Annotated in this window: 20 protein-coding genes; 11 read left to right on the forward strand and 9 right to left on the reverse strand. The window is 66.2% G+C overall.

The window, feature by feature from the left end; genetic code table 11:
- Window positions 1-50 precede the first annotated feature (50 nt).
- Together PKA57_RS03355 and PKA57_RS03360 are read left to right on the forward strand one after the other, a co-directional pair.
- On the forward strand, window positions 51-2,573 hold the full coding sequence (locus PKA57_RS03355; RefSeq protein WP_324297515.1) for a cation-translocating P-type ATPase: 2,523 nt from the start codon (window positions 51-53) through the stop codon (window positions 2,571-2,573).
- Between the two features lie 82 nt (window positions 2,574-2,655).
- Window positions 2,656-2,856: a DUF2061 domain-containing protein gene (locus tag PKA57_RS03360; protein WP_324297516.1), complete on the forward strand. Its 201-nt coding sequence runs from the start codon at window positions 2,656-2,658 to the stop codon at window positions 2,854-2,856.
- Window positions 2,857-2,862: 6 nt separating this feature from the next.
- On the opposite strand, the gene PKA57_RS03365 is transcribed toward PKA57_RS03360, so the two are convergent.
- The gene (locus tag PKA57_RS03365) at window positions 2,863-3,483 is read right to left on the reverse strand and encodes a CoA pyrophosphatase (protein ID WP_324297618.1); all 621 of its coding nucleotides are present in this window, start codon (window positions 3,481-3,483) and stop codon (window positions 2,863-2,865) included.
- 147 nt (window positions 3,484-3,630) lie between these two features.
- On the opposite strand from PKA57_RS03365, the gene ald reads away from it, so the two are divergent.
- The 3 genes from ald (at window position 3,631) to rpmF (ending at window position 5,702) form a co-directional block, all read left to right on the forward strand.
- Entirely contained in the window at window positions 3,631-4,749 is a 1,119-nt protein-coding gene (gene ald / locus PKA57_RS03370; protein WP_324297517.1) for an alanine dehydrogenase, read from the forward strand.
- A 105-nt stretch (window positions 4,750-4,854) separates the two neighbouring features.
- Window positions 4,855-5,331, forward strand: coding sequence for an SPOR domain-containing protein (locus tag PKA57_RS03375; protein ID WP_324297518.1), 477 nt, complete (start codon window positions 4,855-4,857; stop codon window positions 5,329-5,331).
- A 185-nt stretch (window positions 5,332-5,516) separates the two neighbouring features.
- A complete protein-coding gene (rpmF, locus tag PKA57_RS03380) occupies window positions 5,517-5,702 on the forward strand; it encodes a 50S ribosomal protein L32 (protein WP_324297519.1) in 186 nt (61 codons plus the stop codon).
- 82 nt (window positions 5,703-5,784) lie between these two features.
- Here rpmF and PKA57_RS03385 read toward each other — a convergent pair whose 3' ends face one another.
- Entirely contained in the window at window positions 5,785-6,855 is a 1,071-nt protein-coding gene (locus tag PKA57_RS03385) for a M14 family metallopeptidase (RefSeq protein WP_324297520.1), read from the reverse strand.
- Between the two features lie 199 nt (window positions 6,856-7,054).
- Here PKA57_RS03385 and PKA57_RS03390 point away from each other — a divergent pair, with 199 nt between their 5' ends.
- Entirely contained in the window at window positions 7,055-7,450 is a 396-nt protein-coding gene (locus PKA57_RS03390; protein ID WP_324297521.1) for a hypothetical protein, read from the forward strand.
- Between the two features lie 25 nt (window positions 7,451-7,475).
- On the opposite strand, the gene PKA57_RS03395 is transcribed toward PKA57_RS03390, so the two are convergent.
- From PKA57_RS03395 to PKA57_RS03415, 5 genes are all read right to left on the reverse strand, one after another.
- A complete protein-coding gene (locus tag PKA57_RS03395) occupies window positions 7,476-8,333 on the reverse strand; it encodes an aminotransferase class IV (protein ID WP_324297522.1) in 858 nt (285 codons plus the stop codon).
- Window positions 8,330-8,920, reverse strand: a complete 591-nt coding sequence (locus tag PKA57_RS03400; protein WP_324297523.1) for an aminodeoxychorismate/anthranilate synthase component II — start codon at window positions 8,918-8,920, stop codon at window positions 8,330-8,332. Before PKA57_RS03400 ends, PKA57_RS03395 begins: the two co-directional genes overlap by 4 nt.
- Window positions 8,917-10,374: an aminodeoxychorismate synthase component I gene (gene pabB / locus PKA57_RS03405; protein ID WP_324297524.1), complete on the reverse strand. Its 1,458-nt coding sequence runs from the start codon at window positions 10,372-10,374 to the stop codon at window positions 8,917-8,919. Before pabB ends, PKA57_RS03400 begins: the two co-directional genes overlap by 4 nt.
- A 54-nt stretch (window positions 10,375-10,428) precedes the next feature.
- The gene (locus PKA57_RS03410; protein WP_324297525.1) at window positions 10,429-11,907 is read right to left on the reverse strand and encodes a PQQ-dependent sugar dehydrogenase; all 1,479 of its coding nucleotides are present in this window, start codon (window positions 11,905-11,907) and stop codon (window positions 10,429-10,431) included.
- Window positions 11,908-11,990: 83 nt separating this feature from the next.
- The gene (locus tag PKA57_RS03415; protein WP_324297526.1) at window positions 11,991-13,052 is read right to left on the reverse strand and encodes an alpha/beta fold hydrolase; all 1,062 of its coding nucleotides are present in this window, start codon (window positions 13,050-13,052) and stop codon (window positions 11,991-11,993) included.
- A 227-nt stretch (window positions 13,053-13,279) separates the two neighbouring features.
- Here PKA57_RS03415 and PKA57_RS03420 point away from each other — a divergent pair, with 227 nt between their 5' ends.
- Genes PKA57_RS03420 through PKA57_RS03430 form a run of 3 tightly spaced genes read left to right on the forward strand, consistent with a single transcriptional unit; the run spans window position 13,280 to window position 15,317 of the window.
- A complete protein-coding gene (locus PKA57_RS03420; RefSeq protein WP_324297527.1) occupies window positions 13,280-14,083 on the forward strand; it encodes an SDR family oxidoreductase in 804 nt (267 codons plus the stop codon).
- A gap of 35 nt (window positions 14,084-14,118) precedes the next feature.
- Window positions 14,119-14,940, forward strand: coding sequence for an enoyl-CoA hydratase-related protein (locus PKA57_RS03425; RefSeq protein ID WP_324297528.1), 822 nt, complete (start codon window positions 14,119-14,121; stop codon window positions 14,938-14,940).
- A 20-nt stretch (window positions 14,941-14,960) separates the two neighbouring features.
- Window positions 14,961-15,317 (forward strand): hypothetical protein, encoded by a 357-nt coding sequence (locus PKA57_RS03430; protein WP_324297529.1) that lies wholly within the window; start codon window positions 14,961-14,963, stop codon window positions 15,315-15,317.
- Window positions 15,318-15,327: 10 nt separating this feature from the next.
- Here the strand turns inward: PKA57_RS03430 and PKA57_RS03435 are convergent, their stop codons facing one another.
- A complete protein-coding gene (locus PKA57_RS03435; protein ID WP_324297530.1) occupies window positions 15,328-15,654 on the reverse strand; it encodes a hypothetical protein in 327 nt (108 codons plus the stop codon).
- Between the two features lie 238 nt (window positions 15,655-15,892).
- Here PKA57_RS03435 and PKA57_RS03440 point away from each other — a divergent pair, with 238 nt between their 5' ends.
- Window positions 15,893-17,650, forward strand: a complete 1,758-nt coding sequence (locus tag PKA57_RS03440; protein ID WP_324297531.1) for a bifunctional diguanylate cyclase/phosphodiesterase — start codon at window positions 15,893-15,895, stop codon at window positions 17,648-17,650.
- A 10-nt stretch (window positions 17,651-17,660) separates the two neighbouring features.
- On the opposite strand, the gene phaR is transcribed toward PKA57_RS03440, so the two are convergent.
- The gene (gene phaR / locus PKA57_RS03445) at window positions 17,661-18,314 is read right to left on the reverse strand and encodes a polyhydroxyalkanoate synthesis repressor PhaR (protein ID WP_324297532.1); all 654 of its coding nucleotides are present in this window, start codon (window positions 18,312-18,314) and stop codon (window positions 17,661-17,663) included.
- Window positions 18,315-18,576: 262 nt separating this feature from the next.
- Between phaR and PKA57_RS03450 the strand changes: the two genes are divergently transcribed.
- The gene (locus PKA57_RS03450; protein ID WP_324297533.1) at window positions 18,577-19,767 is read left to right on the forward strand and encodes an acetyl-CoA C-acetyltransferase; all 1,191 of its coding nucleotides are present in this window, start codon (window positions 18,577-18,579) and stop codon (window positions 19,765-19,767) included.
- Window positions 19,768-19,794: the final 27 nt, after the last annotated feature.

Genomic DNA, 19,794 nt, shown 5'->3' on the forward strand with positions numbered 1-19,794 from the left:
GGTCCGGCGTCGAGAGTCTGTCGCATCACGTGATCCCGTCAGGAGCGCCGATGCAGAATCCGAATGTGGGGGCCCCTCAAGGACTGAGCGAAGAGGAAGCGGCCGCGCGCCTGCGCGCCGAGGGAGCCAATCTCCTCCCGGCGGCGGAGCGCCGAAGTGCGCTGCGCATCGTGGCCGAAGTCATGCGCGAGCCGATGTTCGCGCTGCTGATCGGAGCGGGGCTCATCTATCTTGTTCTCGGGGATCACGAGGAGGCGCTCATCCTCCTTGCCTTCGCAACCTTCTCGGTCTCGATCGCCGTGGTTCAAGAGACGCGTAGCGAGCGCGTGCTCGATGCGCTGCGCGATCTGACGAGCCCGCGCGCGCTCGTCATCCGCGAGGGCGTCCGCAAGCGCATCGCGGGGCGCGACGTCGTGCGCGGCGATCTCGTGCTTCTTGCCGAGGGCGATCGCGTGCCAGCCGATGGGCGGCTCCTGACGGCGCATGAACTCCAAGTGGATGAATCCCTGCTGACGGGCGAAGCCGCGCCGGTGAGGAAGGTTGCGGGCGGGGCGGTGGCCCCCGTGGCCCCGCGCCCGGGGGGTGAGGATCTTCCCTTCGTCTATTCGGGCACGCTCGTCGTGCGGGGGCAGGGGCTTGCGGAAGTCATGGCGACCGGACCGCGCAGCGAGATCGGCAGGATCGGCGCGGCGCTAGGCGGCATAGACACGGAGCCGCCGCCGCTGCGCGGGCAGATGCGGCGGCTCGTGCGCGGCTTCGCGGCGTTGGGCGGCGTCACGGCGGCGCTCGTCGTCGTTCTCTATGCGCTGACGCGGCATGACTGGCTCGGCGGCCTCCTTGCAGGCATCGCCGTCAGCATGTCGATGCTGCCGGAAGAAATTCCGCTCGTCCTCACCGTCTTCATGGTGATGGGGTCCTGGCGCATCTCGCGCGCCCGCGTGCTCACGCGGCGTTCGGCGGCCATCGAAACGCTGGGCGCGACAACCGTTCTGTGTACGGACAAGACGGGAACGCTGACGCAGAACCGCATGTCCATCGTCGAGCTGCGCGTCGGCGATTTCGCCTATCGGTTCGACGAGGCGCCAGCGGGACCGATCCCAGAGCCCATGCGCGCGCTTGTCGAACTCGGCGTGCTTGCGAGCGCGCCCGATCCGTTCGACCCGATGGAGAAGGCATTTCACGCGCTGGCGCAGGTCGATGACGGGATGGAGCTCGTGCATGGCTTTGGCCTGAGCCCCGAACTCCTCGCCGTCACCCAGATATGGAGCGCGCCCGACCGGAAGGATCGCGTGGTCGCGGCCAAGGGCGCGCCCGAAGCGATTGCGCGGCTGGCGAAGCTCGGACCGGAGGAGACGGCCGCCATGCGCCGCCAGGTCGAGGACATGGCCGGGCGCGGCATGCGCGTTCTGGGCATCGCCGAGGGAACGCATGAGGGAGAAATGCCCGCGTCTCTCGGCGATCTCACCCTGCGTTATGCGGGGCTTGTGGGACTTGCCGATCCGTTGCGGCCCGCCGTGCCTGCCGCCGTCGCCGAATGCCGGGCGGCGGGTATCCGCGTCGCGATGATCACCGGCGATTATCCGGCGACGGCGCGCGCCATTGCGCTCCAGGCGGGGCTCGATGTCGGGGAGGTGCTGACGGGGGCGGAGATCGACAGGCTCGACGATGAGGCGCTTCGCGATGAAGCGCGTCGCGTCACCGTCTTCGCGCGCATCCTGCCGGAGCAGAAACTACGCATCGTCAATGCGCTCAAGGCCGATGGCGAGATCGTCGCCATGACGGGCGATGGCGTGAATGACGCGCCGGCGCTCAAGGCGGCGCATATCGGCATCGCCATGGGCGGGCGCGGCACGGATGTCGCGCGCGAGGCGTCCTCCATCGTGCTGCTGGACGATGATTTCGCCTCGATGGTGAAGACCGTACGGCTCGGACGGCGCATCTACGACAATCTGCGCAAGGCGATGGGCTATATCCTCGCCGTGCATGTGCCGATCGCGGGCATCTCGCTCATTCCGCTGCTCGCGAGCTGGCCGCTCATCCTCACTCCCGTCCACATCGCCTTTCTCGAAATGGTGATCGACCCGGTTTGCTCCATTGTCTTCGAGGCCGAGGGGGAGGAGGGCAACATCATGCGCCGCCCGCCGCGCGATCCGGCGAGCCCCCTCTTTTCCGGCGCGCTCATCGCCTGGAGCCTCGTTCAGGGCGCGCTTTCGCTCGCCGTGGTCGCGGGCATGACGTGGCTTGCCATGTCGCGCGGCATGAGCGAGCCCGAGGTGCGGGCGCTCGCCTTCGTTTCGCTGGTGGTGACGAATGTGGCGCTCATCTTCGCCAACCGGTCGTTCAGCACCTCGCTGCTGACCGCGATTGGCGGACGCAATCTCGCTCTCTGGTCCGTGCTTGGGGTGACGAGCCTGTTGCTCGCTCTCGTGCTCGCCATTCCGGCCACGCGGGCACTCTTCCGCTTCGGGCCGCTCCATGCGGACGATCTCGCGCTTTGCGCTGCCGGAGGGCTGCTGACCCTCATTGCCCTCGAAGTGCTGAAACCGCTCTGGCGCAGGCGGCTTTCAGGCTGAATTGCCTGTGTTCGGGGCCTTGACGTAGCCGCCTTATAGTTTTAAATGATAATCATTCGCAATTAAGCGAAAGAGGTTCATCATGCGCGCGGCGAAAAAGGCGGTTTCCTTCACCATCATCCATTTTCTGGTGGGGCTCGCGGTTGCCTATGCGCTGACCGGCCAGTTCATCGTTGCCGCCGGGGTGGCGCTGGTCGAGCCTCTGGTGAGCGGGGTCGTCCATTATTTCCACGACCGCTGGCACGAGACGCCTGCGGATGGGGGACGGCCTCTTGCGGCCTGAAGCGGGCTATTTCCACGCCCAGACGGGCTGCTCGAAATGGGCGACGCGGGTCGCCCGGCCCCGGAGCGCGACCTCGCCGAACTGGTAGAGCACGGCCGCCGTCGGCGCATGGACGTGGCTTTCGCCGAGCGGCATGCGGATCACCGGCCGCTCGCTTTCGGCGATAGTGACGAGGACGGGCGAATCAGGGCGCTGCAATTCCGACAGGGGGAAGGGGTGGATCGAGGCCACTTCGCCAGGATTGGGCTTCATGCCGTCGATGCTTTCGGCCCAGACCACGACCGGGGTGATGAGATAGCCCGAGCGCGTCGGGTAGTCGTCGAGCGTGCCGAGGACGGAGGATGCGCCTGCCCGCAGCGACACTTCCTCCTCCAGCTCGCGGAGCGCCGCTTCCATCGCATTTTCGTTTCCATCGAGCCTGCCGCCGGGAAGCGCCCATTGTCCGCCATGGGCGTTGAGACGGGGCGCGCGGCGCGTGAGCAGAAAGGCGGCCTCGCCGGCCTGCGGAACGACGGTGATGGCGACGGCGGCCCGCTTCAGCCCGGCATCGGCAAGCTGCCTGCGCTCGAAGGCTGAAAGCCGTTCGGCAAGCAGGCGTCGCAGCGCGTCGTCGAAGACATTGGCCATGGGCATGACGGCACTATCGACTCCGGGCGGGCCTCGTGTCAAAGACCGTCCGGCATTTTCCGCGTGCCCTTATTGGAAGGCCAGCCGCCGGGGAATAGCATTCCCCTGCTGGCCGCCAACCATCCGGCCAAAGACGAGAGGTTGCTCATGCGCATCGGCGTTCCGAAGGAAATCAAGGTTCATGAATATCGCGTCGGGATGACGCCTTCGAGCGTGCGCGAGGCGGTGCATCAAGGCCATGAGGTGCTGGTGGAAAAGGGGGCGGGCTTCGCCACCGGCCTTCTGGACGAGCAATATGCGGCGGCCGGAGCGCGGCTTGTCGATACGGCGGAAGAGATTTTCGCTGAAGCCGAGATGATCGTGAAGGTGAAGGAGCCGCAGCCTTCGGAACTGAAGATGCTGCGCGAGGGACAGTTGCTCTTCACCTATCTGCATCTCGCGCCCGATCCCGAGCAGGCCCGTGCGCTCATCCAGTCCGGCGCCATCGCAATCGCCTATGAAACGGTGACGGATGCGCGCGGCGGCCTGCCGCTTCTCGCGCCCATGTCCGAGGTCGCGGGTCGCATGTCGATACAGGCGGGAGCCCATTGCCTCGAAATCGGGCAGGGCGGGCGAGGCATGCTGCTCGGCGGCGTGCCCGGCGTGCCTGCGGCCAAGGTCGTCATTCTCGGCGGCGGCGTCTCGGGCACCAATGCGGCGCGCATGGCGATGGGGCTCGAGGCGCATGTGACCGTCATCGACGTCAATCTGCGCCGCCTCTATGAGCTCGACCTCCAGTTCGGGGCGAGCCTCAACACCATCTATTCGACGGTCGACGCGATCGAGGAGCATGTGCTCGGCGCCGATCTCGTCATCGGCGCCGTCCTCGTTCCGGGCGGGGCCTCGCCGAAGCTCGTTTCGGAGGAGATGGTGAAGCGCATGAAGAAGGGCTCGGTGCTCGTCGACATCGCCATCGATCAGGGCGGCTGCTTCGCGACCTCGCGCCCGACCACCCATGCCGAGCCCACCTATATCAAGCATGGCGTCGTTCATTACTGCGTCGCCAACATGCCGGCGGCGGTGGCGCGCACATCGACCTTCGCGCTCAACAATGCGACGCTGCCCTTCATCCTGGCGCTCGCCGACAAGGGCTATGCGCGGGCGTTCGGCGAAAATCCGCATCTCCTTGCGGGGCTCAACGTCTATCGGGGCCGCATCACCCATCAGGCGGTCGCCGATGCGCTTGGCGTCGCCTACCATCCGGCGGCAGGGGTGCTCGCCGCCTGAGGTGCAGAGGGCCTGTTTCCGGCGTGTGTGTCCCAGAATTAAACACAAATTAACCATCCTGGCCCAGACTCCGCCTGCTTTCGAGGCAAGGCAGGGGCCGGGGCCATGTTCAGAACCAGACGCCAGGAACTCATCTGGCTTATCCTTATCGGCGGCTGCGTGGCGCTCTTCGTCGCGCATCGCGAGCGCGCCCATCAGGGGCCGGCCGTCGCGGCCTATGACAGGAGCGGTTTCAACAATCTCGTGCGCCAGACCATGGCGGCGCCGGTGGCCCATCCCGACGACGATCTCGTCACCGGGTCGATCTCGAAGCCCGCAAAGCGGGCCCGCAAGGCCCGCTACTATGTGCCGCTCGGCTCCTATGATTCCATCGAGGATGCGACCCGGCGCTATCTCGACATCGTGCACCGCGAACCCCGCATCGAGGATGGGCGCAAGCTCAGGATCGAAACCGTCGCGCTCGATGGCGGCCGCTTCCATCGCGTCCGCATGGGCGATTTCGGTACGACCGGCGAGGCCAAGGCCGCCTGCCGCCGCGCAGGGCTCACACCCGCCCGCTGCCCCGTCGTCGAGGTTCGATAAGCGGCGTTATCTGCCAGCAAGCCTGTGGACTTGAGGCGGGTTTTCCCTGTATAAGGCCCGCCGAGAGCTGCGCCCCGCCGGGGTGCCGGCCCGATTGGATTTTCAGAAGCCTTTGCCCAGCGCCGGTCCCTCAGGGGTCGCGACCCCGAGGCCCGAGGCTTTGCCAGACCGGAGACCTTAGAGAAATGGCCGTCCCCAAGAGGAAGACTTCCCCGTCGAGGCGTGGCATGCGCCGCTCGGCCGATGCGCTGAAGCAGCCGGCCTATGTGGAGAATGCGGATTCGGGCGAGCTTCATCGTCCGCACCATGTTGACCTGAAGAGCGGCATGTATCGCGGCCGTCAGGTGCTGAAGCCGAAGTCCGAGATCTGAGACTTCGCATCGCGGCGAGACATCCGAACGCCGGTCCCTGCATTTGCGCGGGGACCGGCGTTTTCGTTTCCGCGCCCTGCCCTCAGAGCAGGCGGCGGATCATTTCGTCCGTCTGGCGCGTGACGGCCTCCTTCCAGTCATCCTCATCGACATAGAAGGCATCCCGAATCTGCGTCTTGATCGCGGGCGCGAGCGGGTTGTCGAGCCCGCCATTCCGGTGAAGCCAGTTGTCGGCGATGAGGGCGGATGCGACCGCATTCATGGGGATGGTGCCGAATTCGAGCCCGCAGGAGCTCACCTCGCGCCCCTGAAGCTCATCGGAGAAGACTTCCGTTATCGACCCCGTCACATTGGCCGATACCGAGCCCGGCCCTTGCGTCGAATGAACGATCCCGCCCCACCAGTCCTTCATGCGGCGGAATTCGCCGCTCGTCTCCGGCGCCGTTGAGATGACCTCGCCCTTCGCCCTGGGTCCGAGGCCCGAATGGAGATCGACATAGACGATGCGCGTGGCGGCCGCGAATTCGGCGCGGATGATCGCGCGCAGCGTGCGGTTCGACCAGACGGGCCCGCGCCCTCCGAACTGCACGCCCTCTGGATGCACATATTGCCCGCCGCTCAGCGCATGTTGCAGCGCCGCCGCGCCGTTCTTCTCCGCATAGGTCTTGAGGAGCGCGCGGCCCGCGTCGAGCGTCGCCGGGGCGAGGTCGGGCGGGTTCAGCGCCGCATAGATCTCCTCATAGCCCGGATTTTCCGGGTAGGGGCGCTCATGGTCGAGGAAGTTGCGGTTGAGGTCGACATTGTCCTCATTGACCCGCCGTCCCCAGGCGAAACCCCAGGGATTGATCGCGTGAATGAAGACGATGGCCGTATCGGCCGGGAGCGCGCGTGCAAGCCCCGAGGCAAGCAGTGCCGTCTGGATGCCTGAGCCGCAATAGCCCTCCACGCCATGGGTGCCCGAGCCGAGCCCGATCACGCGAGCGGCAGAGGCCGGGCCGATCCGGGCCACATCGACCGCGAGCGGCTCTCCTTCCGGCCCCTTGAGCGGGTGCTGGTGCGCGCTCAGGGCGGCGCCCGCTTCGGTCGCGGCGGCGAGAAAGCGCCCGCGAGCCTCCGCGTAACTGGCCGAGAAATGCCGTGCCGCGTCCTTCATATCCGCCGTTATCCTTTCATGAGTGGCCCGCGGTCCCATCCAAGCATGGGGCCGGCCGCATCGCCAGATTATGGCGAGGCGCGGCGGGGCATGTCCGTGCTATATTGACACATTCAGGCTGCCCAGGGGCCTGCTTGCCGGGCCTTGATGCGGGAGCCGGGCTTCGGGGGCGTCCGGCGTATAAACGGGGGAAACAGACATGCTTGGTTCGTTGCCGCTTCTGGCGCTCGTCATCATCGCCTACAACATCATCGTGTTTCTGACCGGCGCCACGATGGAAACGGCCCTGGTGCCCGTCTCTCTCGTGTCGGGCGCGATCTGGACGCTCACCGTCGGAGACACGCTCCTCGTTCTCGGCCTGCTGCTGCTCTTCCTCGAGCTCGTCAATTCGACGAGGACCGGCGCGCCCACCATCATCAATCACGCGCTCTCGCTTCTCGTGATGCTCGTCGCGCTCGTCCAGTTCATCGTGCTGCCGCAGTTCGGCACGTCGATCTTCTTCCTGCTCGTGCTGCTCTGCATTCTCGATGTCATCGCGGGCTTCACGGTGACGATCACCTCGGCGCGGCGCGACTTCAGCGTCTCCGACAACTAGGGCGTTTCCGAACCGCGAAAGCGCTCTAGCTGCGGCCTTCCTCGTCCTCGTCGGCCTCGAGGAGAAGCTCGTAAGCCGCCTTGAGCCGCGCCGTCATGCGATGGGGCTCGAACTCGTGCGTCTCGATGCGCGAGAGCGGCACGATGCCAATGAGGCTGTTCGTCAGGAACACGCCGTCGGCTCGCGGCAGGCGCTGCGGCATGATCATTTCCTCGGCGGCGTCGATGCCGAGCCGCCCGGCGAGCTCCAGCACGGCGGCGCGCGTGATCCCCGGCAGGATGCCGCATTCCTCGGCTGGGGTGACGAGCCTTTCGCCCTCCCAGAGAAACACATTGGCGACGCTCGCGCAGGCGAGATAGCCCGATGTGTCGAGCATCAGCGCCTCGTCGGCGCCTCGCGCGCGCGCCTCCTCTCGGGCGAGAAGATTGTCGAGATAGGGAGCCGCCTTCAGGCGCGATGTGGGCGAGAGCGCGTTTCGCCGCGGCGTGGCGATGATCGCGCTTTGCGATGCGGGGGGACTTGCGCTTTCGGCGGCCGAGACGAGGAGCGTCGGCGCGGGATTTTCGGGCGGCACGAGGCCGCGCGGGCCGGGTCCACGGGTGAGCGTCACGCGAAGCGCTGCGCGCGGCGCATCGATGAGGCCGTTCGCCTCCAGCACCATCTCGCAGGCGATGGCGAGATGGCCGGTCGAGATGGGCAGCGGTATGCCGAGAATATTCGCGCCCGCCGCGAGCCTCACCAGATGCTCTTCAAGAAAGGCGATATTGCCGTTCCGTGCCAGCAGGGTTTCAAAGAGCGCGTCGCCGAGAAGAAAGCCGCGATCGCGCGGGTCGATGCGCGCGGCGCGCTCGTCCATGAGTTCACCGTTGAGCCAGACGATCATGCGCTCTCCTTCAGTTTCGAGGCGCGGCCAAGCGCCAGAAAATTCGAAAGCAGCAAATGGCCGTGTTCGGTGAGCACGGATTCGGGATGAAACTGCACGCCGAAGATCGGCAGGCTTTCATGGGCGAGCGCCATCAAGACACCGTCCTCGCTCTGCGCCGTCGCGCGCAAGGGTCCGTCCTCGGCAAGCTCGGCGGCGAGCGAGTGATAGCGCGCGGCGGTGAAGGGGCTCGGTACATCGAGAAAGATCCCCGTGCCGTCATGCGCGATGCGCGCGGGCTTGCCATGGACGGGCGCCGTGCGGTGGATGCGGCCGCCAAAGGCAGCCGCGATCGCCTGATGGCCGAGACAGACGCCGAGCAGCGGCACGCCCGCTCCGGCCGCCGCCTTCGCCAGCGGAATCGAGATCCCCGCCTCGTCGGGTCCGCAGGGGCCGGGCGAAAGGATGATCGCCTGCGGGCGGAGCGCCAGCGCTTCGGCGACGGAGATCGCGTCGTTGCGGATGACGCGGCGGGCAAATCCGAGTTCGCCGACATAGCGCGCGAGGTTGTGAACGAAGCTGTCGTAATTGTCGATGAGGAGGATCATGCCCCTGCCTCCGCAAGGCGCGGCCGCTCTCCGTCCGTGGCGTCCGGGCTTACGCCGCCAGCGCCAAGCGCGTCCATCATGGCGCGCGCCTTGGCGAGGGTTTCCTCATATTCAGCCGCCGGATTACTGTCGGCGGTGATGCCGCCTCCGGCCTGAAAGCTCACGCGCTCGCCCTGCACGATCATGGTGCGGATGGCGATCGATGTGTCCATGCCGCCATCGAAGCCGATATATCCGATGGCGCCGCAATAGGGGCCGCGCGTCGTCGGTTCGAGTTCGGCGATGATCTCCATGGCGCGGAGCTTCGGCGCGCCGGTGATCGAGCCGCCGGGAAAGGCGGCGGCGAGGAGATCGACGCTCGTCATGCCGGGCGCGAGGCCTCCCTTCACCGTCGAGACGAGATGGTGGACATGCGAGAAGCTTTCGAGCGCGCAGAGCTTTTCCACCGTCACCGTGCCATCGGCGCAGACGCGCGAGACGTCGTTGCGGAGAAGATCGACGATCATCACGTTTTCGGCGCGGTCCTTCTCCGAGGCGAGAAGTTCGGCGGCGAGCCGCGCATCCTCCGCAGGCGTTGGCCCTCGCGGCCGCGTGCCCTTGATCGGCTTCGTCTCGACCGCGCCTTCCCGGCAGGCGAGAAAGCGCTCGGGTGAGGATGAGACGAGTGCGCCCGCGCCGAAATTGAAGAAGGAGGCGAAAGGCGCGGGGCTCCGGCGGCGCAGGCGGAGATAAAGCGCATAAGGCGTATCGCCCCCGGCGAGCGGCGCGTCGAAGCGCTGGGCGAGATTGGCCTGGAAGATGTCGCCGGCGCGTATGTAGTCGATGACGCGGGCGACGGCGCGTTCATATTCCTCGCGCGTGAAATTCGCGGCGATCACGGTCGCGCCCGGCGCCGCTTCGGGTCGCAATTCGTTCCGCGCCGCCGAAATCCTTTCGCGCCACTCGGCGGCGCGGCTTGCCGCACGCGCCATGCGCGCCTGGGTGCTCTCTCCGGGACGGCCAGTCGAGACGGTGAACGCGCGGCCTTCCAGGTGGTCGAAGGCGAGCACGGTGTCGTAGAAGCCCACCGCCATGTCGGGGAGGTTCCGGTCGTCGATGGCAAAGGGCCTGTCGCGCGGCGGCAGTTTTTCGAGCGCATGGGCGAGGTCGTAGCCGAAGAAACCGGCCGCGCCGCCCGCGAAGGGCGGCAGCGAAGGCGAGGCGGCCGGTTGCAGCCGCGCGAGGCGCTCCTTCAGTGTTGCGAAGGGATCGCGCCCATCGCCCGCGCGAAGGACGAGTGTGTCGTAAGGCTCGCGCGCGATGAAGCTCCAGCGGCCATGAAGCGCCGGATCGCGCCCCGGCGCCGCCGTCGCGCTGTCGAGCAGCAGCGCGAAGGGTTCGTCCGCGAAAGCATGAAACAGCTCATGCGGCGCGGCCCAGGGCAGCTCTTCGATATGCGTTTCGATGTGCGACAAAGGCGCCGGACCTCGCTCAAGAGCATGCCCAAGCCGGGCTCAAGTCTAATCCGCCTAGCGGTATGTGGCGAGCACATAGGCAGCGATGGCGCGGCGCTCGTCCTCCTTCAGATGGGCGAAGGAGGGCATGTTTGCCGGCGGTGTCGCCAGAAGCGCGGCGATCTCCTCCTGGCCGTAGCGGGCACCGAGATTCTTGAGCGGCGACACCGGATGCTCGCCGCCATGGCAATTCTTGCAGCCGATCGCGCCGAACATGCCCTGGCCGCGCAGCACCTCGTCATTGGTCGGCGTCTCGCGCGCGCCTGCCGTCTCGCTTTCGGGCTCGGCGGGCCGGGCGGCGGACGAGGCGGCGTTGCCCTTGCCGTAGCTCACCCGGTAGATGACGCCCGCATAGTCGTCGGAAATATAGATCGCGCCGTCGGGTCCGACCGCCGTATCGACGGGGCGGCCGATCACCTCCTCATTCTTCTCGAAGCCGGTGACGAAGGGCTCGAGGTTGATCCGGCCATCTGCGTCCCAATGGAGCGCGACGACCTGATAGCCGCTCTTTCGCGAGCGGTTCCACGAGCCATGGAACGTCACGAGCGCTGCGTTTTCGAGGCCGGGCAGCGATCCGTGCAGGAACTTGATCGAGAGCGGCGCCACATGGGCGGGGAAGGCGAAGGCCGGCGGTACGGCTGCCTCAACGCGCGGATCGGGCGTCGTTCCGAAATCGGGGTCGGGCACGTTGTTCCCGTAGCGGAAGGGCCAGCCGTAGAACTTGCCCTTTTCGATATGGTTCAGTTCCTCGGGCGGCAGATCGTCGCCGAGAAGATCGCGGCCATTGTCGACGCCCCAGAGTTCGCCCTGCGCGTCCCAGTCGAAGCCGACGGTATTGCGAAGGCCGCCAGCGAAGATTTCCTCGCCCGATCCGTCGGGCCGGAAGCGCAGGATGGCCGCGCGGCGCGGGTCCTCCTCGATGCAGACATTGCAGCTCGAGCCCACGTTCACATACATCCAGCCATCGGGCCCCATGCGCAGCGTGCGCGACCAGTGATTGCCATTGGCGGGAAGGCCCGTGAGGATGCGCTCGATCTTGCCGGTGATCTCGCCCTTCGCCTCGTCGAAAGGTACGCGCAGGATCGCGTCCGTCTCGGCGACATAGAGGTAGCCGTCATGGATCTCGATGCCATGCGGACGGTTGAGGCCGGTGAGAAGCGCGCGAATGGCGCCGCCGCGTCCGGTCTTCTTCGCATCGCGGCCGATCAGCGCGATCTCGCCCTTGCGCGGAATGGAGACGAGGAGATCGCCCCCGCTCGTCCAGCGCATGATGCGCGCCTGGCCGAGGCCGATCGCATAGCGATTGATCTGATAGCCCGCGGGCAGCACCAGCCGCTCGCGCAAGAGCGCCTCGGGCGCGGCATCGACGCCCCAGCCGAAAAGCGAGTTCATGACTGGCGCGTTGACGGTCCAGTTCGCGGGCCAGAAGAGATAGGCCGCGCCCGCTCCGGCGAGGATCACGGCGAGGAACCCGGCGAGGATCTTGCGCAGCATGGTCTTCTCCCAAAAAGCCCGGCCCCGATGGCGGGCGTCTTCGCGATTATCCACCCGGAAGCGCCGGGCGGTGATTGTTTTCGTCACTCCGCCGCCGCGCCATCAGGCTTCGGCGCGGCCTGCGGCGCCGCTCCGGCCGGCCGCGTCCCGATCCGCGAGATGACGCCGCCGCCCGCCGATGCGGAGCCCGTGCCCTGCGCGGCGATGAAAGCCGTGATGAGACCTGCAACCAGCGGAGCTTGCGAGAAGGCGATCTCGTGGCCGGATTTCGGATAGGAGCGCAGGCTCGCATAGGGCATGAGTTGCATGAGCCTCTGCGCATTGGCGAAGGGGACGGTCCTGTCCCTTTCGCCCCAGATCACCAGCACGGGGCGGGGCGACTGGCCGGCTTCGGCATAGGCATCCCCGCTCGCCGTCAGCGGATAATGCCGGAGCGTCGAGAGAAGCGCCTCGCCATAGCCGCGATAGTCCATCTGGCGGTCGAAATCGGCGAGGAAACGGGCGGGGTTGGGCGCGGCCTTCGCCTCCTCGGCGGCGGCGTCGTGGAAGATCCGCAGGCCGAACATGCGCACGATCCAGTCGCCGATGAACGGACGCTTGATGAGATCGACATTCCGCTCGCCCGGAATGTCGAGGCCGGCAGGCGCGATCAGTGTCAGCGAGCGGACGCGCTCCGGATGGCGCGCGGCGAAGATCGTGGCGGCAGCGCCCCCCATCGAATAGCCGACGAAATGCGCGGGCTCGCCAAGGCCGAGCTTGTCGAGTAGCTCGACGATCAGCCCGTCGGTCAGATCGGCGTCGTAGATTGCCTCCGGCCGGTCGGAAAAACCACGGCCGTAATTGTCGAAGGCGAGGACGCGGTAGCCCGCCGCGGTCAGCGGTGCCACATAGTCGTCGAAGACGAAGGAGGCGACCGAAAAGCCGTGCACCAGCACGATGAGCGGCCCGCCCTCGGGGCCTTCGAGCCGGTAGTGCACCCAGCCCTTCTGTAGCTCGATGAAGGAGTGAGCCAGGCCGCGCTTCTGCAAATAGCCGCGTGCCGTGGCGTCAAGCGAAGGGTTCGCCTGTCCCGCCGCCCAGTAGCTCATCAGCATGATGATCAGGAAGGCGGCGGTCGTGACTGCCGCGCCCTTGAGGATCGCCATCGTCTCTCTCGTATTTGCCCCCGCCGCGACAGGCGGCTGACCGAGCGGCAGTCTAGTGCTTCGCGCGGAAGGTCACAAATGCTGACATGCCGGTAAGCGCGGACTGCACATCCATTGTGCATGAGCGGACTTGCGGGACCTTCCGAATGGAGGCTTGATGCGGGCAGTGCAATTCGGCGCGGGCGGCAAGCTCCGCGCCATCCAGCAGGGATCGGAAGGTCGGACACATGCAGAACGCATTCAAGGACAAGGTGCTGGCGGGCAAGGTCGCCTTCGTCGCCGGCGCGTCGAGCGGCATCAATCTCGGCATCGCCCAGCATTTCGCGCGGGCGGGTGCGAGCGTCGCCATCATCAGCCGCAGTCATGAGAAGATCACGGCGGCCGCGAAGACGATCACCGACGAGGGCTTCCCCGCCATCGGCATCGCCGCCGATGTGCGCGACTTCGCCTCGGTGGACGGCGCGCTCAAGGCCGCGCATGACCGCTTCGGCAAGATCGACATCGTGCTCTCGGGCGCCGCCGGAAATTTCGTCGCGCCCGCGCTCGGCATGTCGTCCAACGGTTTCAAGACGGTCGTCGACATCGATCTCATCGGCACGTTCAACGTGCTGCGCGCCTCCTTCCAGTATCTCAACCGGCCGGGCGCCTCGCTCATCTCGATCACGGCGCCGCAGGCGGTCAATCCATCGATGTTCCAGGCGCATGTCTGCGCGGCGAAAGCGGGCATCAACATGCTGACCAAGTGCCTGGCGATGGAGTGGGGCCCTGCGGGCGTTCGCGTCAACGCGATCTCGCCCGGACCCATCGCGGAGACGGAAGGCATGGCCCGGCTCGCGCCGACGCCGGAAATGGAGGCGGCGGTGAAGAAGCGGCTGGCGCTGCGCGATTACGGCACCAAGACCGACATCGCGGATACGGCGCTTTTCCTTTCGACCGAGAACGCCAGATACATCACCGGCGCCATCATCGACGTCGATGGCGGCACGACGCTCGGCGATGCAAGCGCCGATGCGCTGGCGGGGTTCAACTGAAGCGCGGGCAGACGCGCATTTGACGGGAGGAGCAGATGCAGGGGGGAATCAAGATCGCGCCCGCGGACTTCCAGTGCGTGCGCTACGAAGTCTCGGACCATGTCGCAACGCTGACGATCGACCGGCCGGACAGGCGCAACGCGCTCAACCGCCGCGCTTATGACGAGATCGAGGCCGGTTTCCGCGCGGCGGCGGCCGATGCGGAAGTTCGATGCGTCATCGTCACCGGTGCCGATCCGGCTTTCTGCTCCGGCGAGGATGTGAAGGAGATGATGACGGGCGAGGAGCGCGACAGGAGCGTCGCGCGCCTCACCAGCGTCAGGCCGGAACCCACGCCCGCCGCCGTCGCCGCTCTCGAATGCGACAAGCCCGTCATTGCGGCTGTCAATGGCGCGGCGGTCGGCTGGGGCATGGAGCTTGCGCTCTTCGCCGATATCCGCATCGCTTCCGAAAATGCGAAGTTCGGCGAGATCTTCATCAAGCGCGGGCTCATCTCCGATGTGGGCGGCCTCTGGCGGCTGCCCGCCATTGTCGGCCCGGCGAAGGCGGCGGAGCTTCTCTTCACGGGCGACATCATCGATGCCGCCGAGGCGTTGCGGATCGGCCTTGTGAGCGAGGCCGTGCCGCATGGCGAACTCATGGAGCGGGCGCGCGCGCTGGCGGGGCGCATCGCCGTCAATCCGCCGCTCGCATTGCGCTTCATGAAGGAAGGGCTCAGGCGCACGAGCTATGGCGATCTGCGCGAGATCGGGGGCTGGGTCTCCGGCACTCTGGGCAAACTCTTCCAGACAGAGGATCATCGCGAGGGCGTGAGAAGCTTTCTGGAAAAGCGCGCGCCGGTATTCAAAGGCAAGTAGGACGGAGAGAGACGGGCGGCATGGCGCTTTTTTTCGATCAGGAGTGGTTCGACCGGAAACTCGCGGCCAAGGGGCTGACACGCGACAGCGTGGCAGCCGGGCTTCGCATCAGCCGGGGCGAGGTCGATGAGGTCTTCAAGGATCAGCGCGAGCTTTCGCCCAACGAGGTGGCCATGCTGGCGCGGCTGATGGGCGAGCCGCTGAGCGAGGTCGTCTCGCGGGCGGGCGTCGCGACACCCATGCCGCAACAGCAGAAGGCGCCCGACGACGGCGCCGTGCTCGCAAAGCTCGAGGAGATGGATCAGAGACTTCGCCGCATCGAGCGAGCGGTCGCCGATCTGCAATCGCTGATCCTTGCGACGCGGCCCGCGGGCTGAAGCTCTCTATTCAGAGATCCTTGTCGATTGTCCGTATGCGGAGCGCATCAGCAAGAACGTCGGGGAGCATGTCGGCGGCGAGATAGGCGCTGGCCGCGCGCTGGCGCTTTCCTTCCTTGCGGAAGGGCGAGCGCGCCCAGGGGAAATGCTGATCTACATATTGCGCGAGGAAGCCGGCGGCGGGACGGAAGCCCGTCGTGGAGCGCTCGCGGGGCGCGCGCGCCTGACCTTGCATCCGCTCCGGTGCATTCTCGACTTCTTCGACGAAGCGCTCGGTCGTACGCAACTGCGTCGAGGGCAGTCTTTGCGGCGAACCGGCGCGCCTTATGGGCTCCATGGTCGATGGCCTGCGATAAAGGACAGTTTCATGCTCCAGGTAAGCAAGAAGTCTGCCATATGAAGCCCGCTCGCGCCACGTCAAGGTCAATTAACCAGTTTTGTTAAAGCTTTAGTCGCCAAGAGACTTGGCGGAATTTTAAGACCTGTCAAGGAAACTGACCGCCTCTGTTGAGATTGCCCAGGATGGGTACACGGCCAGAAATGTCCGGTCAAAAAGCAGGCGAGTGAGGTCCCAGGTGGACGAGAAAGCGCAGACGGTTGCCCGGGAGGCCACGAGCCGCGTTTCACACAGCGACGAGCGTCCTGCGGAAGCGGGCGGATTTTCTGCGAGTGCTGTCAGCGCTGTCGGCGATGTGGCCTATCGCTGGACACTAGCGGACGACCGGATTCACTGGGGCGAGGGCGCCGAGGCCCTTCTTGGCATCGCGAACAAGGATGCCGTGGCGACGGGCCGCGCCTTCGGCGCCCGCTCCGTGTCTCAAAACGGTTCAAGCCGGTTCGATCTCGTCGCGCGCTCGCGCGAAAGCGATGGCGGCAGCGGCGTCCGCTACGAAATCGAATATCAGGTGGCTGACGATTATGGCGGCCTGCGCTGGATCGAGGATCGCGGCCGCTGGTTCGCCGACGAGCAGGGCAGGCCCGAGGTCGCCATCGGCGTGCTGCGCGCCATCGATGAGCGGCGCGTGCGCGAGGAGCGGCTGGTGCGGCTCGCGACCTATGACGAGTTGACAGGGCTTCTCAACCGCATCCGCCTCAAGGAGGCGCTCGAGGATGTGCTGATCCAATCGGAAAACTCGCGCCAGACGGCGGCCTTCCTCCTTCTCGCGATCGACAATCTCGCGCTCATCAACGAGTCCTACGGTTTCGACGTGGGCGATGAGGTCATCATCGGCGTCGGGCAGAGGCTTTGCGGAATGGCGCGGCGGGTGGACGCGGTCGGCCGCTATTCGGGCAACAAGTTCGGGCTCGTGCTCAGGAATTGCGACAAGGATCGGCTCGCCTCGGTGACCGAGCGGCTGCTGACCTCGGTGCGCGATCAGGTGGTCACGACGTCGCGCGGGCCGATTTCGATGACCGTTTCGGCCGGGTGCCTTTCGCTTCCTTCCGATGCGCGCACCGTCGAGGCGGCTCTTGCTCATGCCGAGGAAGCGCTCACCGCATCCAAGGAGCTGCACCGCGACAGCTATGTCATCTACACCCCGTCGCGCGAACGCGAAAAGGCGCGGCGCCGCAATCTCAGCCTGGCGGACGAGCTGGTCACGGCGCTGAACGACCGGCGCATCTGCCTTGCCTATCAGCCCATCGTCTCGGCGGCGACGGGCGAGGTTTCGATGCATGAGTGCCTCATCCGGCTCGTGCAGCCCGATGGCAGCATCAGCGCGGCGGGCAATTTCGTTCCCATCGCCGAGAAGCTCGGCCTGATCGGCCTGCTCGATTACCGTGCGATGGAGCTGACGCTCGAGACGCTGAGAGCACATCCGGCGCAAAGGCTGGCGCTCAATGTTTCGGGCCGCACCACGAACGATCGCATGTGGCTCGACACGCTGGTCGCGCAGCTTCGCGCCGAGCCCGCGCTTGCGCGCCGCCTCACCGTCGAGATCACCGAAACGGTGGCCATCCAGGACATGGAGGAATCGGTCGATTTCGTCGCGACCTTGCGCGATCTCGGCTGCCTCGTCGCGATCGACGATTTCGGCGCCGGCTACACATCGTTCCGCAATCTGAAGACGCTCGATGTCGACATGGTCAAGATCGACGGCTCCTTCGTGCAGAACCTCGCCGCGAGCCGCGACAACCAGTTCTTCGTGCGCACGCTGGTCGATCTCGCCCACAATTTCGATCTGCCGACGGTCGCCGAATGGGTCGGCAATGCGGAAGAGGTCGAGATGCTGAAGGGTTTCGGCGTCGACTATCTGCAAGGGTTCTTCCTGGGCGAGCCGATGCTGACGCTGCCCCAGGAAAACTCCGTTCTGCGCTTCGGCGCGAAGGCCTGACCGCGCCCGCCTACTTCTTCGCCAGAGATTCGATCTGGGCCTGCATCGCCGCGACCTGGCGCTTCAGCTCCTCAAGCTCGCGTTCGCGCGCGGCGGGCTCGGCCTCTGTCCGGCTTTCGCTCTTGGGAGCGGGGGCATTGGCGGGGGGAGCCTTCGGCGCTTCGGCCTCCTCGCCGCGCTCGGTCTTCGGACGCGGAACGAAGGGCGAGAACATGCGCATGGCGCTGTCGAACATGGCGAAGTTCTGCCGGATCTGTTCCTCGAAATGGCCGAGCCGCGTGTTGCCGCCAAAGGCGGTGGCGATCTTCGCGCGCAGTTTTTCCTGCTCGCGCGCGAAGGTGTCCATGCTCAGTTCCAGATAGGACGGGATGAAGCCCTGCAGGCTGTCGCCGTAAAAGCGGATGAGCTGGCGCAGAAACTTGATCGGCAGCAGGTTCTGCCCGCTCTTGCCTTCTTCCTCGAAGATGATCTGGGCGAGAACCGAGCGCGTGATGTCCTCGCCGGTCTTCGCGTCATGAACGACGAAGTCCTGTCCCTGCTTCACCATCTCGCACAGGTGATCGAGCGTCACATAGCTCGACGTCGCGGTGTTGTAGAGGCGGCGGTTCGCATATTTCTTGATGACGATGACGTCATCTCCCGTGGATGCGGTTTTTTTTGCCACGGCTGGCTCATCTCCACTGAAAGCGGCCCGCATGTCGCGAAAATGCGCGCAATCGAGAGGTCGCCTGTTCCCGATGCGACCTCGCGAGCCTTAATCCCCCTGATTTCGTCATATTCTGACGCGGTATTGTTGCAATGCGCAAGCCCCACGTTGCATTGCACAGAAATCCGTTTACCGCTTCATTCCGCTGGGGCATTGTCGATGGATCTCGGGCCCGGCGCCGGGCGCACAGGGCCTCAGGGCAAATCCAGGGACAGGTATCATGAGCAAATCCGAAACCGGTGTCGTCATCGTCGGCGCGGCGCGCACGCCCGTCGGCTCATTCAACGGAGCGCTGTCGAGCCTGCCGGCGCATGAGCTGGGCCGGATTGCCATAGACGCCGCGCTTGCCCGCGCAGGCGTTGAGAAGGGCGAGGTTTCCGAAGTCATCATGGGCCAGATCCTGCAGGCCGGGCAGGGGCAGAACCCCGCCCGGCAGGCCGCCATCGGCGCTGGACTTCCCGTCGAGGTGCCGGCCTGGGGCGTCAACCAGCTTTGCGGCTCGGGTCTTCGCGCCGTCGCGCTCGGCTATCAGGCGATCGTCAATGGCGACAGCGAGGTGGTGGTCGCGGGCGGTCAGGAGAGCATGAGCCAGGCGCCGCACGCCGCCTATCTGCGCTCGGGCCAGCGCATGGGCGATGTGCAGTTCGTCGACACCATGCTCAAGGACGGGCTCTGGGACGCCTTCCATGGCTACCATATGGGGCAGACGGCCGAGAATGTCGCCGCGCGCTGGCAGATCACGCGCGACGAGCAGGACGCCTTCGCCGTCGCCTCGCAGAACAAGGCCGAGGCGGCGCAGAAGGCCGGCAGGTTCAAGGACGAGATCGTGCCGGTCACTATCAAGGGCCGGAAGGGCGATACGGTCGTCAGCGACGACGAGTACATCAAGCACGGCGTCACGCTCGATGGCGTGAAGGGCCTCAAGCCCGCCTTCCAGAAGGAGAACGGCACCGTCACCGCCGCCAATGCGAGCGGCATCAATGACGGCGCGGCGGCCCTCGTGCTGATGAGCGAGGAGCGCGCGCGCAAGGAAGGCCGCAAGGTGCTGGCGCGGATCGTCTCCTGGGCGCAGGCGGGCGTCGATCCCGCTGTCATGGGCACAGGCCCCATTCCTGCTTCGCGCGCCGCGCTCAAGAAGGCGGGCTGGTCGGCCGGCGATCTCGATCTCATTGAGGCGAACGAGGCCTTCGCCGCGCAGGCGATCGCGGTCAACAAGGATCTCGGCTGGGACACGGCGAAGGTCAATGTGAATGGCGGCGCGATCGCCATCGGCCATCCGATCGGTGCGTCGGGCGCTCGCGTTCTCGTCACGCTGCTTCACGAGATGGAAAAGCGCGACGCGAAGAAGGGCCTTGCCACGCTCTGCATCGGCGGCGGCATGGGCATCGCGCTCTGCGTCGCGCGGGATTGAAGCATCGTCAGCACCGGACACCGGCAG

It is taken from the genome of Parvibaculum sp. (assembly GCF_035325945.1).
Lineage (GTDB): Bacteria > Pseudomonadota > Alphaproteobacteria > Parvibaculales > Parvibaculaceae > Parvibaculum.

Coding starts and splice junctions, on each gene's coding strand:
- PKA57_RS03420 (WP_324297527.1), top strand. CDS start 13,280: ATGCAGAACGCATTCAAGGACAAGGTGCTGGCGGGCAAGGTCGCCTTC.
- PKA57_RS03450 (WP_324297533.1), top strand. CDS start 18,577: ATGAGCAAATCCGAAACCGGTGTCGTCATCGTCGGCGCGGCGCGCACG.
- PKA57_RS03435 (WP_324297530.1), bottom strand. CDS start 15,654: ATGGAGCCCATAAGGCGCGCCGGTTCGCCGCAAAGACTGCCCTCGACG.
- PKA57_RS03395 (WP_324297522.1), bottom strand. CDS start 8,333: ATGATCGTCTGGCTCAACGGTGAACTCATGGACGAGCGCGCCGCGCGC.
- rpmF (WP_324297519.1), top strand. CDS start 5,517: ATGGCCGTCCCCAAGAGGAAGACTTCCCCGTCGAGGCGTGGCATGCGC.
- PKA57_RS03430 (WP_324297529.1), top strand. CDS start 14,961: ATGGCGCTTTTTTTCGATCAGGAGTGGTTCGACCGGAAACTCGCGGCC.
- PKA57_RS03360 (WP_324297516.1), top strand. CDS start 2,656: ATGCGCGCGGCGAAAAAGGCGGTTTCCTTCACCATCATCCATTTTCTG.
- PKA57_RS03355 (WP_324297515.1), top strand. CDS start 51: ATGCAGAATCCGAATGTGGGGGCCCCTCAAGGACTGAGCGAAGAGGAA.
- PKA57_RS03365 (WP_324297618.1), bottom strand. CDS start 3,483: ATGGCCAATGTCTTCGACGACGCGCTGCGACGCCTGCTTGCCGAACGG.
- PKA57_RS03400 (WP_324297523.1), bottom strand. CDS start 8,920: ATGATCCTCCTCATCGACAATTACGACAGCTTCGTTCACAACCTCGCG.
- PKA57_RS03390 (WP_324297521.1), top strand. CDS start 7,055: ATGCTTGGTTCGTTGCCGCTTCTGGCGCTCGTCATCATCGCCTACAAC.
- ald (WP_324297517.1), top strand. CDS start 3,631: ATGCGCATCGGCGTTCCGAAGGAAATCAAGGTTCATGAATATCGCGTC.
- PKA57_RS03410 (WP_324297525.1), bottom strand. CDS start 11,907: ATGCTGCGCAAGATCCTCGCCGGGTTCCTCGCCGTGATCCTCGCCGGA.
- PKA57_RS03415 (WP_324297526.1), bottom strand. CDS start 13,052: ATGGCGATCCTCAAGGGCGCGGCAGTCACGACCGCCGCCTTCCTGATC.
- PKA57_RS03425 (WP_324297528.1), top strand. CDS start 14,119: ATGCAGGGGGGAATCAAGATCGCGCCCGCGGACTTCCAGTGCGTGCGC.
- PKA57_RS03375 (WP_324297518.1), top strand. CDS start 4,855: ATGTTCAGAACCAGACGCCAGGAACTCATCTGGCTTATCCTTATCGGC.
- PKA57_RS03385 (WP_324297520.1), bottom strand. CDS start 6,855: ATGAAGGACGCGGCACGGCATTTCTCGGCCAGTTACGCGGAGGCTCGC.